This window comes from Methanobrevibacter sp. 87.7, from assembly GCF_002208625.1.
Lineage (GTDB): Archaea > Methanobacteriota > Methanobacteria > Methanobacteriales > Methanobacteriaceae > Methanarmilla.
Genome location: NZ_MRCT01000052.1, coordinates 1 through 11,757 on the forward strand (window position 1 = coordinate 1; position 11,757 = coordinate 11,757).

Sequence of the window (11,757 nt, forward strand, 5' to 3'; positions counted from 1 at the left end):
CTTTAATTATTTTAAAATTATCTTTAATTATATTTTTTATACTTATTAACTTTTTGTTTAAAATATAGAAAACATATATATAATATTTAAGTATAAAATATTATCAAGTGGATTTTAAAAAAGTTCTAAATTATACAAATTTTACTGAATATAATTTTATTTATTTAAATTTAATTTTAATTTTAATAAATTTTTATAATTTATGTTTTATTTTTTTAAGTTCATAGTTTAGATTTTAATTATGGTATATGAGAGGATAGCATATGGAAATATTTAAAAAAAGAGGAGCTATGACTAAATTTCAAATTTTAAGTGAAATTTCAAAACAAGAGCCTCATCTTAAGCAGAAAGATTTAGCAGAACGTTTAGGAATTACAGTTCAAGCTGTATCTGAAAATATTAAATCTTTAATTGAAGAAGGTTACATAACTTCTAAAGATGGACGTTCTCCATACAAAATTACTCAAGAGGGTATTAAAAAAGTTAAAAGAGATGCAATTACATTACGTAAATATTCTGATAGTGTTTTAGAAATTATGAATCATTATCAGTCTGTATGGCCAGCAATTGCTAGTGAAGATATTGAAAAAGGAGATAATGTTGGTTTATTTATGGAGAAAGGTATGCTTTATGCTTCTCATAGTAATCAATCTGCATCTGCAATTGCACTTTCTTCAGCAAAAAAAGGTGAAGATGTAGCTTTAGGTGAACTTAATGGTTTAATTGATCTTAAAAATGGTCAAGCTATTATTATTACTTTACCTACAATTAAAGAAGGAGGATCTTCTGCAACAGATTTAAATTTAATTAAAAATATTTATGATAATGGTTTCCAAGAATGGGGAGATAATAGTCAAATAGATAAAGTTGCAGTAGTAGGTACTGTAGCTCATGCTGTAGCAAATAAATTAGATATTCCTGTTGATTTAGAATTTTCAGTAGCTAGTTCAACAGCTTCTGCAGCTAGAAAAGGATTAAATGTCATGGCTTTATCTGTTGGTAATATGACTAAAAGTTTTATACGTGAACTTGAATCAGAAGAAGTTAAATATAATGTAATTGATGGATCTAAATAATTTATTTGATGAGTTTCTTCTTATCTTGTTTTTTATTTAGAAATTTTTTTAATGAGTTTTTTCTCATTTTTTTGGATTTTATTTAGTGGTATATTATTTTTCATCTTTACTTTTTTAACTTTTTTTTATTTATTTTGTTTTTAATTTTGTTTTTTTTGTCTTGTTTTTAGTTTTTTGTGTTTTTTATTAATATTATTCTAGTTTTTAATTTTTAAGTGTTTTTTAACTATTTATCTTATTTTATTAAAAGTTAATTTTTTATTTATATTTTAAAACATTTTTTATAATTTATTTCCACAGTTTATGCAGAATTTATCTTTATCTTCTACAGGTTTTCCACATTTAGGGCATAATCTATTATTATCTTTAAAATGTTTACCACAATTTATACAGAATTTATCTCCTACTTCTACTTCTGAATAACAGTTTGAACATAAATATTCTGTTTTTAATTTATTTCCACAGTTTATACAGAATTTATCATTTTCTTTACAAATATTTCCACATTTTTCACATTTATTTCTTTTTATAATATGTGCTTCTTTATTTATTTCTATCTTTTTAGGATCTATTTTTATATTAGTTTTTCCAATAATTGGTTTACTATAAAAATCAGTTTTATTTTCTGTTTCAATGATTAATTCTTTCATTGTAGCTATTCTTTTATCATCTGATGGGTGTGTAGATAGAAAATCAATTGTATTTGGATTATTTTTACTCATTCTTTCCCAAAATTCAGGTATATTGTGAATATTATATCCTGCCCAGTAAATTATTGCCATTCCTAATCTGTCTGCTTCCAATTCTTGTTCTCTTCCAAATGGTTTTAATACAAGGGAGTTGTATCCAATATCTGCTACATTTGATAGTTCCATCATACTATAACCTAATTCATCTTGGCCTAAAAGTCTTAATCCAAGTCCACCAAGTCTAGCTGCTGCTGTAATAGTATTTTTTCTTTTTTCTTTACTCATTTGTGTTCTAGTATGATCAAGTAGTGCATGTGACATTTCATGTCCTATGATAAAAGCTATTTCTTCTTCTGTACTTGCAATTTGAAACATTCCTGAGTACATTACTATTTTTCCACCAGGCATACAGAATGCATTTACTGTATCACTTGATATTAAATGAAATTCCCAATCATAGTAATCTTTAATATAATCAAGTCTTCCTATTTTTGCTAAATAATTTGTTACAGCATTAATTAGATTATTAGCTACTCTTCTTAGAACTTGGCCATAAGGAGTATTATCAATTATTTTACTTTGATTTATAATCTGATTATATTCAATATAACATTCTTCTAAAAATTTATCATCATTAATTATATCAAATGCTGCTTTTCCTGTAAATGGATTTATTGCACTTCTATCATCTTTTTTCATATATTCACCCACTTAATAATTTATATTATAATTAGAATTTTAATTTTATTTATTAATTAATTATAATATATAATAAGTATTTTTATATTTTTATTTTTTAAGTTGGTTGTTTTATTGTAGGGAATAGTTGTTTTAAGAAGTAATTTTAATATTTGCTTATTTTATTTTAAGAATTAGTAATTTATGAAACTATAATTTATATATAAAAAAAGTAGCTAGTGAAATTATTTTCACTAATTAAATATTATTGAGAAGGTTTTAGAGCTTAGAAAGCTCCTCCACCTCCACCTCCGAAACCACCACCAATGTCTCCAAAGTCTCCGAGGTTACCAAGATTACTCATATCTTGATTATATTGCCCAGCTATTAATGCATCATCAAACATGTTTAATCCACCATAATATGTAAATAGGAATAAATCATTGTTATACATAGTCATATCATCTTCATTAAGATTTTCTATGTTTTTCATAGCTTTTTGAACTTCTTTAGCAACTCCAAGTGCTGTTGCATATACAAGATATTCATTCCATATTGCAATATATTCTGGAGGATATTCTTTAATAAGAGAGAAGTCTGTTAAATATTTTTTAAAGTTTTCCCATTTTTCATATTCTTCTCTTCCTTTTGGTGTCCATTGTCCACCAATAGTTTGTGGTAGAAGTAAGGTTACAATAGATGCTACAATTAATATAATTGATATTTTCATAAGTAATGGTCCATTAGATAATCCATCAGAAGTAAAACTAATAAATGTAAATAGTATACCAATAATGAGGTTAATAACACCACTTATTCTCATAAATAATGCACCATTATCATTGAAATATTGTTTTAATATAGATTTTGAAAGGTATTTACTTGTAAAATCATTTTTCCAAGTTGTGTATCTTGAATTATATAGGTTACAATATCTTTCATTTCCCATATTACTAAAATCAACAATACCATCTTTTTCAAATGCACGAATAACATTTATTGCTTGTTTTTCATAATCTTTAAGATTTGATTGATCTTTATTTGTTATTTTAATATTTAATGATTTTACGAAGTTTTTTTCTTTAGTTTCTATACTTAAATATCCTTTATTAATAAGGCTCATTATTGTAGCTTTAAATGCATTATCATTTAATTTACCTATATCTTTTTTAATACCACTTACAAATACTCCATTTACAAATGCAGGTGAGTCTTTAGTTGGTGGTTCTCTTTCATAAATACCATCATAAGATATTTTAGGTTCTCTACCATAAATATAGTATATTCCAAATGGAACGAAGATTAAGATAATTTCAATTATACTAATAATTGAAAATGCTTTATCAGTTATTTCATTTTTATTTTCATAATCACTTTGAATTTTTTCAATGTTTTTAAGTCCATCTTTGTTAATATGGATTGCATATGGGGTATCATTTGAAAATTCATTTAATGGAATTGTTGTTCTTAATTCTAAGTAATTATTTGTGTCTAAGTAGTTTGAATGTATTGTAAGTGTTGAACCATTCCATTTTCCTGGAATTTTTGAATATTTATATGGATTAATCCAATATTTAACACCATTTTTAGATGGATAATTTATATTTGCTGTAAAATTATGTATTGGTTTAGTCCATTCTGTTCCCCAAACTTTGTATTGTAATTCTCCAGTATCTTTATAAATTTTTATAGCATTTATAAAGTCATATTCAACAGTAACATTAACATCTTTATTTTGAATAGGCTCTGTTTTAGCTTTATCATTGTATAAATATATTTTAATTCTTTTAGTGTTACTATCTTTATCTAATATTTCATAATCAGAATATGCATTTGTTGTGTTAATTTTAACATTATCTATTGATTGACCATCTCTTATAGGAATATCACGGTATACTCCATGAAATGTTCCATCAAATTGATAAGTATATGTTTCGCTAACATGTAGGAGACCATTTTCACCTATTGTAAGATTAACAATACCCATTGTCATTTGATAGGCATTGTTATCTTCTTCAGCACTGATTAATCCTATTGAAGCAAAAAGTATTATCAATACAACAAATATTCCTATAAACTTTTTATCCATTTAAATCCCTTTATTTAAAATTCTACTTTTGGAACTTCGTTTGATCCTTCTGCTCCTTTGAAGAATTCTGCTTTTTGGAAGTTAAATGCATTTGCAAATATATTACTTGGGAATGTTTGACATTTATTATTGTACATCATTACAGTATCGTTGTAGAATTGTCTTGCATATGCAATTTTATTTTCTGTTTCATTAAGTTGATCTTGTAAGTTTATGAAGTTTTCATTTGCTTTTAATTCAGGATAGTTTTCTGCAACAGCAAATAATGATTTTAATGAATCTGTTAATATGTTATTTGCTTTAGCGTTTTCTTCTGCACCTTGCGCATTCATTAATCCTGCTCTTGCTTGTGTAACTTTTTCAAATACTCCTTTTTCATGACTTGCATAACCTTTTACAGTTTCCACAAGATTTGGAATTAAATCTGCACGTCTATTTAATTGGACTTCAATTTGAGACCAACTGTTTTCTACTTTATTTCTTGATTTTACAAGGCCATTGTAAATTCCGATTATTCCAATAATTACTATTATAATAATTATTAAAACAATAATTAATATCCAATCCATTTTTTCTCCTCTTTAAATTTACTAGTAAAATTTTAGATTTATAAATTCAATATTTTAGGATTTAACTATTTAATTTAATCTTTTTTTAAGTTTAAGATTTAGCTATTACTTTTTTAGCTATTTTAATCTTTTTTAAAAAATTTAAGATTTAATTAAGATTTTGTTTATAAATTCAAATTTTATACTATTTTTGATTTATAAAAAATATATATTTTTTTGTAAATTTTTTATTTTATTAATATTTTAGGTGTTTGTTAAGTATTGTGTTTTGGATGATTTTTTTTATGTATTTTTAGGTGTTTGTTAAGTATTATGTATTTTATCGTTTGTATTCTATGTATTTATTAAATATTGGATAAGCAATATGTTTAATTAACCATAATAATTGATTGTATCCTGGTTTTTCATATTCCTTTTTAACTTTCTCTAATTCTTTAGGAATATTAAGTCCTTGTGTACATAGTGGAATACATTTATTACATTGAGTACATAATCCTGCATTTGATGGTTCATTATACACACCACCTAAGGTTAAAATATATTTTATTTGGTTTTCTATATGTTTTTCATTAAAAAGATGTTCTTCATTTACCATTTGGAAAGCTTTTGGAATATCTACACCATATTTACATGGCATACAGTAACCACAGCTTGAACAGTTTATTGGAAGTTTTTCTTGCATAATATTTTTAACTTTTTTAATGGTTTCTAGTTCTTTATTACTTAGTGAATTTGGTTTAACTGTTTCTGCAATTTTTATATTTTCTTCAATTTCTTCTTTATTTTTCATACCGGATAATACACAAGTGATTTCTGGAATGTTATATAACCATGAGAATGCCCAATCTGCTGGTGAGAGATCTGAATTTTCTTTTTTAAATATTTCTTCAGCTTCTTTAGGTAGTTTTGAAAGTAATCCTCCTTTTAAGGGTTCCATTATAAATATTCCTAAACCTTTGGAATGTGCATATTGTATATCTTCATATTTTACTTGTATATTCTCATCAAAATAATTAAATTGTATTAAGATTCCATCCCAATCATATGTATCAATGATTTCTCTAAGTTCATCTGCTTTTCCATGATATGAAAAACATGCATTTTTTATTTTTCCATCTTTTTTTGCTTTATCTAAAAATTTAAATATTCCTTTTTTCTTTAATCTTTTTAAAACTTTTAAATCTATACTATGAAGATAATAATAATCAATATAATCTGTGTTTAATAATTCTAATTCTTTATTAAGATATTCATCCATTTCTTCTCTTTTTTTAATACTAAATGCAGGAATTTTAGTAGCTATTTTAACTTTATTTCTATAACCATTTTTCAATGCTTCTCCAATGAATTTTTCATTTTTTCCAAATCCATAGAAAAATGCTGTGTCAATATAGTTTATTCCTTTATCAATACCTTCTCTTAATAATTCAATTGATTTTTCATATTCTTTATCTATTGGAAGCCTCATTGCTCCAAATCCAAGGGGAGAAATATAATCTCCATTTTTTTCTATTAATCTTTTTTCCATTATTTATCAACTTAAATTTTAATTTTTAATATTTATAATTAATTGATTTTTTAAATATAATAACTTTATATGTTTGAAAAACAATAAGTTTTTATTGATAAATAATTAAATTTTATTTAAATTATATTCGGTGTAGTTTATGAAAGTTTTATTTTTAAATTTACCATACAAATTCAATATTAGTAGAGCTAGTAGATGGCCTGAGAAAACAAAATCAGGTACTTTATATTATCCATATTGGCTTAGTTACTGTGTTGGTGTTTGTGAAAATAAAGGAATTGATGTTGAACTAATTGATTGTATTACTCGAAAATTTGATTTAAATGATACATTAAATGCAATTTCTGAATATAATCCAGATTTCATTATGTGCGAAACTACTACACCTACATGTTCTTATGATTATAATACAATTAATTCAATTAAAGATAAATTTCCAGACATTACTATAATATGTGGTGGAACTCATCCAACAATTTTACCAGAAGAAGTATTAAATAAATGTTATGGAATTGATATTATTGTACGTCAAGAATATGATTTTACAGTTCCTGAAATTGTAGAGTCTGGAAATGGTAATAAACCTACAATTGATGATTTAAAAAATATTGAAGGAATTTCCTATAGAGATGAAAATGGTAAAATCATCCATAATATTGATAGACCACTTGTAGATTTAGATAAACTTCCATGGGTGTCTAAAGTTTATCAGGAATTTTTAGATCCTAATGATTATGCATATGCCTTTGCTCAAAAACCTATGATACAAATTGTATCAAGTAGAGGTTGTCCTAATAAATGTAATTTCTGTTCTTACCCATCAACTATGGGTGGAAGATTATATCGTCTTCGTTCAGTTAAAGATCTTGTTGATGAAATTGAGTATATTTTAACTGATATGCCTGAAATTAAAGAGATATTTATTGAAGATGATACATTTACAGTAAATAAGAAACGTGTTCTTGAAGTATGTGATGAAATTAATAAAAGAGGACTTAAACCTATTTGGAGTTGTAATACTCGTGTAGATCTTGATTATGAAACTATGAAAGCAATGAAAGATGCAGGTTGCAGACTTCTTGTATGTGGTTATGAATCTGGTAATCAAGAAGTTTTAGATAAAATTAAAAAAGGAACTACTTTAGAACAATCACGTAATTTTGCAAAAAATGCACGTGATTTAGGTCTTAAAGTATTTGGATGTTTTATGATAGGTTTAACTGGAGATAATCTTGAAACTATTAAAGAAACTTATGAGTTTGCAAAAGAAGTTTATCCTGATATGTGTTTCTTCCAACAAGCTGTACCATTCCCAGGTACTGAATTCTATTCATGGGCTAAAGATAATGGTTATCTTGTTACAGAAGATTATTCTAAATGGTTAAATGATGATGGTTATCTTAATTGCCTTGTAGATTATCCATATGCAAGTCATGAAGAGATTGAAAAAATAAGAGATAATTTAATGAGTAAATATTATTTTTCATTTACTTATATTGTTAAAACATTTCTTGCAAATCTTGATTGGGTTGAATTTAAACGTGTTGTTCGTGGTGGAGTCCAATATATTAATTTTAGAATAAAAAAAGCAGTTCATGGACATTCTGATTAATAAATATTTTAATATTATCTTTTAGTTTTTTTAATTTAATTTAAAAACTTATTTTATTTTTTTATTATTTTTATCTGATTTTTATTTTAATTTTTTTTATTTTTAATTTAATTAAAAAAGCAGTTTTTTTTTAAATTTAATTTTAAATCTTTATTAATAAAAAAAGAAGAATTGAATAATTTTACAAATTATTCTTAATTTTTAGATTTATCATTATTTAAATCATCAATGATTTTATCTAATTTTTTAATATTATTTTCAGTATCTTTTACTCTTCCTAAAGTTGTATAAGTAAAATATAATATAAGTGCAATAGCACCAGTAATTGCTAGGTCAAGTCCACGTTTAAAACCTATATAATTACTCATTAATGTAGTAAAATCCCCTAAAAATGTGATAATTATTGCGATTATCCAAAATAAATCCCATAAAAATACAGCACCTAAATGGATATTATGTTTTTCGTATTTTTTATGCATTTCATATATTGCAATTATTCCAAGTATTATTGTTCCTAATTGATATAAATGAAATGGTAGATGTAATCCAAAAATATTATCCCTCTTTTTTTATTTTTTTTAGAAAAAATTTATTTATCTATGTTTAGAAAAGCTTATTCTTTATTTAAATGATTCATATCTTTAAATACATCAATTACATTTCCAATTATTAATATTGCAGGAGTATTAATTTCTTTTTCAGCAATATTATCTAAAGTTCCAAATATTACTCTTTCATTTGGTAGTGTACCACTTTCTATTACACATACTGGTGTTTTAGGATCACGATATTTCATAATTTCAGTAGTATTTTCTTTAATATTTCCAATTCCCATGAGAATTATAAGTGTATCAGCTGTGTAATCCCATTTAACTTGTTTGTTTGGTTTTGTTGGGTCTTCATGACCTGTAACAACTGTAAATGATGTTGAAACAGCTCTATGAGTTATAGGTAAACCTATTGATGTTGGTGCTCCAATAGCAGAGGTAACTCCAGGAATAACTTCAAAATCTATTCCTGCTTTTGCAAGTTCTATTATTTCTTCTCCTCCACGTCCAAATACAAATGGATCTCCACCTTTAAGACGTACTACAATAGGTTCTTCTCCATTTTTACTATTTGTTTTATCTTGAGCTTCTTTAATAATAAGTTCATTAATTTCATTTTGTTTTTTGTAGTGTGAACCTGCTTTTTTACCAACATAAATTCTTTTTGCATCTTCTGGTGCATAATCTAATATTTCATTATTAGAAAGATAATCATATAATACTACATCTGCTTTTTTAAGTATTTTAACAGCTTTTACTGTTATTAAATCTATATCTCCAGGTCCTGCACCTACTAAATATACTACCATTTTATCACTTTTAAATTTTAATAATATAATTTATATTATTTTAATTTTTAATTTCTTAAGATTTTTTTTGAATAATATTAATTGATGTTTTTTAGGTTTATGATTTATTTATTATTCTTTTAAAGTTTTGAATAATATTAATTGATGTTTTTTAGGTTTATGATTTATTTATCATTCCTTTAAAGACTTTAAGTCCATCTGTAGATCCTAATATTTCTTCACATGCTCTTTCTGGATGTGGCATCATTGCACAAACAAGTCCTGATTCATCACAGATACCTGTTATTTTTTCCATAGAACCATTAGGGTTTTCATCTGCAAATTGGAATAATATTTGATCTTGATCATGTAATAAATCAATATCTTCAGTGTAAAATCTTCCTTCTGCATGTGCAATTGGAATTTTTACAATTTCTCCTTTTTTATAATATGAAGTAAATGGACTTCTATTTGTTGTAACTTTTAGATTTGTACTTTCACAGTTGAATTTAGGATATTCATTTGTAATGAATATTCCTGGAACAAGACCTATTTCTCCTAAAATTTGTGCTCCATTACAAATTCCAAGTACTGGTTTTTCTTCTTTAACAAGAGCTTTTACTCCATCAATAACAGGAGTAATTGAAGCTATTGCTCCTGCACGTAAATAATCTCCATATGAAAATCCTCCAGGAATTACTACTCCATCATAATCTGTTAAATCTTCATCTTTCCACCAGATATATGATGGTTCTGCTCCAGCAAGTTTTAATGCATGGTATACATCTCTATCACAATTAGATCCTGGGAATCTTATAACTCCTATTTTCATAGTATCCCTCAAATATTTTTTTAAGACTTTTTTAAAGTCTTATGTTTAACAGTCACCACATGCACTGTTACGTGGAATTATTGTAATTTTGTAGTTATGGATTACAGGATTACAAAGTAATTTTTGACACATATCATCTACTTCTGATCTTATGGTTTCTCTATCTTCACCTTCCATATCAAAAGTGATTATATTAAGTGTTTTTGTATTGTTTACATTGTATCCAAGTAAACTAAGTGAGTTTTCAATAGTTTTTGCTTCAGGATTTAACATTCCATCTTTTAATGAAATTTTAACTTCTATATCAAATATCATTTTTAATCACTCATTATTATTTTTAAAACTTTTTTAATTATTTATTTTTTTATATAAAATCTTTTTTAAGGTTTTTAAGCTTATTTAACTTATTTATATAAAATCTTTTTAAATTATAAAAACCTTATTTAGATTTAAAATTTAATTAAAGAATTATGATTAATCTATAAATTCCATTTTGCTTTGTCTTCATCTGTGATTAATCTGTTGAAAACTTCTTCATAAGCACTCATTACTTTATCATCTTGGCCTTTTCTAAATAATTCTTTATCTAACATGTCCCTAGTTTCACTATCCCATAGTCTACAACTATCTGGACTAATTTCATCACCAAGAAGTATGTTTCCTTCTTTATCTTTACCAAATTCAATTTTGAAATCGACTAAGATAATACCTGCATCTAAAAACATTTTTTTCATAATATCATTTATTTTAAGTGCAGTTTCTTTAATAAAGTCAAGTTCTTCTTGTGTTGCAAGACCAATTGCTTTAGAAATAGAATCATTTATTGCAGGGTCATGGAATTCATCACTTTTAAAATCAGTTTGTATAATTGGTGGGTTAAGTTTAGTTCCATCTTCAATTGGAAATGTTCTTACTAAACTTCCTGTTGCTATGTTACGTACAATTACTTCAAGAGGAATCATATCAAGTTTTTTAACTATTAATGTTCCAGGTTTTTGAAGTTTTATAAGTTGAGTATTAATACCTTGTGATTCTAAGACTTCAAATATTTTAGCAGTAATAATTGAATTGTAATATCCTTTTTTATCCATGGTTTCTTTTCTTGCACCATCACCAGCAGTCATGTCATCTCTAAATTCAACTATTACATAGTCATCATTATCAGTTTCGTAAACACTTTTAGCTTTTCCAGTATACATTAAATTAGTTTTTTCAGTCATTTTAATCCTCTAATATTTAATATAATATTAGTATAATCACTAAGTTTTTAATATAAATAATTTATATTGTATTTTAATTTATTTTTAATAATGATTATATATTATGTTTTTAAGAATTTATTCTTTTG

At 25.0% G+C, this 11,757-nt stretch carries 11 protein-coding genes; 2 read left to right on the forward strand and 9 right to left on the reverse strand.

Annotated features, from left to right (window positions below; all coding sequences use genetic code 11):
- Nucleotides 1–263 precede the first annotated feature (263 nt).
- Complete coding sequence (locus BGI41_RS03765) at nucleotides 264–1,076, forward strand: winged helix-turn-helix transcriptional regulator (RefSeq protein ID WP_088538901.1); 813 nt, start codon at nucleotides 264–266, stop codon at nucleotides 1,074–1,076.
- Between the two features lie 281 nt (nucleotides 1,077–1,357).
- Here BGI41_RS03765 and BGI41_RS03770 read toward each other — a convergent pair whose 3' ends face one another.
- From BGI41_RS03770 to BGI41_RS03785, 4 genes are all read right to left on the reverse strand, one after another.
- A complete protein-coding gene (locus BGI41_RS03770; RefSeq protein ID WP_088538902.1) occupies nucleotides 1,358–2,464 on the reverse strand; it encodes a M48 family metallopeptidase in 1,107 nt (368 codons plus the stop codon).
- 265 nt (nucleotides 2,465–2,729) lie between these two features.
- A complete protein-coding gene (locus BGI41_RS03775) occupies nucleotides 2,730–4,532 on the reverse strand; it encodes a DUF2207 domain-containing protein (protein ID WP_088538903.1) in 1,803 nt (600 codons plus the stop codon).
- Between the two features lie 14 nt (nucleotides 4,533–4,546).
- A complete protein-coding gene (locus tag BGI41_RS03780; RefSeq protein WP_088538904.1) occupies nucleotides 4,547–5,101 on the reverse strand; it encodes a LemA family protein in 555 nt (184 codons plus the stop codon).
- 319 nt (nucleotides 5,102–5,420) lie between these two features.
- Entirely contained in the window at nucleotides 5,421–6,629 is a 1,209-nt protein-coding gene (locus BGI41_RS03785; RefSeq protein ID WP_088538905.1) for an aldo/keto reductase, read from the reverse strand.
- Nucleotides 6,630–6,768: 139 nt separating this feature from the next.
- Between BGI41_RS03785 and BGI41_RS03790 the strand changes: the two genes are divergently transcribed.
- Nucleotides 6,769–8,241, forward strand: a complete 1,473-nt coding sequence (locus tag BGI41_RS03790) for a B12-binding domain-containing radical SAM protein (RefSeq protein ID WP_088538906.1) — start codon at nucleotides 6,769–6,771, stop codon at nucleotides 8,239–8,241.
- Nucleotides 8,242–8,435: 194 nt separating this feature from the next.
- Here the strand turns inward: BGI41_RS03790 and BGI41_RS03795 are convergent, their stop codons facing one another.
- From BGI41_RS03795 to purC, 5 genes are all read right to left on the reverse strand, one after another.
- Entirely contained in the window at nucleotides 8,436–8,795 is a 360-nt protein-coding gene (locus BGI41_RS03795; protein WP_255377149.1) for a DUF2304 domain-containing protein, read from the reverse strand.
- A gap of 59 nt (nucleotides 8,796–8,854) precedes the next feature.
- Nucleotides 8,855–9,598, reverse strand: coding sequence for a uroporphyrinogen-III C-methyltransferase (gene cobA / locus BGI41_RS03800; protein ID WP_088538908.1), 744 nt, complete (start codon nucleotides 9,596–9,598; stop codon nucleotides 8,855–8,857).
- 157 nt (nucleotides 9,599–9,755) lie between these two features.
- On the reverse strand, nucleotides 9,756–10,409 hold the full coding sequence (purQ, locus tag BGI41_RS03805) for a phosphoribosylformylglycinamidine synthase subunit PurQ (RefSeq protein WP_088538909.1): 654 nt from the start codon (nucleotides 10,407–10,409) through the stop codon (nucleotides 9,756–9,758).
- 45 nt (nucleotides 10,410–10,454) lie between these two features.
- The gene (purS, locus tag BGI41_RS03810) at nucleotides 10,455–10,724 is read right to left on the reverse strand and encodes a phosphoribosylformylglycinamidine synthase subunit PurS (protein ID WP_088538910.1); all 270 of its coding nucleotides are present in this window, start codon (nucleotides 10,722–10,724) and stop codon (nucleotides 10,455–10,457) included.
- Nucleotides 10,725–10,888: 164 nt separating this feature from the next.
- On the reverse strand, nucleotides 10,889–11,629 hold the full coding sequence (purC, locus tag BGI41_RS03815; RefSeq protein WP_088538911.1) for a phosphoribosylaminoimidazolesuccinocarboxamide synthase: 741 nt from the start codon (nucleotides 11,627–11,629) through the stop codon (nucleotides 10,889–10,891).
- Between the last annotated feature and the right edge of the window lie 128 nt (nucleotides 11,630–11,757).

Excerpts from the sequence above, each read along its gene's own strand:
- BGI41_RS03765 (WP_088538901.1), top strand. The coding sequence starts at position 264 with ATGGAAATATTTAAAAAAAGAGGAGCTATGACTAAATTTCAAATTTTA.
- BGI41_RS03770 (WP_088538902.1), bottom strand. The coding sequence starts at position 2,464 with ATGAAAAAAGATGATAGAAGTGCAATAAATCCATTTACAGGAAAAGCA.
- BGI41_RS03775 (WP_088538903.1), bottom strand. The coding sequence starts at position 4,532 with ATGGATAAAAAGTTTATAGGAATATTTGTTGTATTGATAATACTTTTT.
- BGI41_RS03780 (WP_088538904.1), bottom strand. The coding sequence starts at position 5,101 with ATGGATTGGATATTAATTATTGTTTTAATAATTATTATAATAGTAATT.
- BGI41_RS03785 (WP_088538905.1), bottom strand. The coding sequence starts at position 6,629 with ATGGAAAAAAGATTAATAGAAAAAAATGGAGATTATATTTCTCCCCTT.
- BGI41_RS03790 (WP_088538906.1), top strand. The coding sequence starts at position 6,769 with ATGAAAGTTTTATTTTTAAATTTACCATACAAATTCAATATTAGTAGA.
- cobA (WP_088538908.1), bottom strand. The coding sequence starts at position 9,598 with ATGGTAGTATATTTAGTAGGTGCAGGACCTGGAGATATAGATTTAATA.
- purQ (WP_088538909.1), bottom strand. The coding sequence starts at position 10,409 with ATGAAAATAGGAGTTATAAGATTCCCAGGATCTAATTGTGATAGAGAT.
- purS (WP_088538910.1), bottom strand. The coding sequence starts at position 10,724 with ATGATATTTGATATAGAAGTTAAAATTTCATTAAAAGATGGAATGTTA.
- purC (WP_088538911.1), bottom strand. The coding sequence starts at position 11,629 with ATGACTGAAAAAACTAATTTAATGTATACTGGAAAAGCTAAAAGTGTT.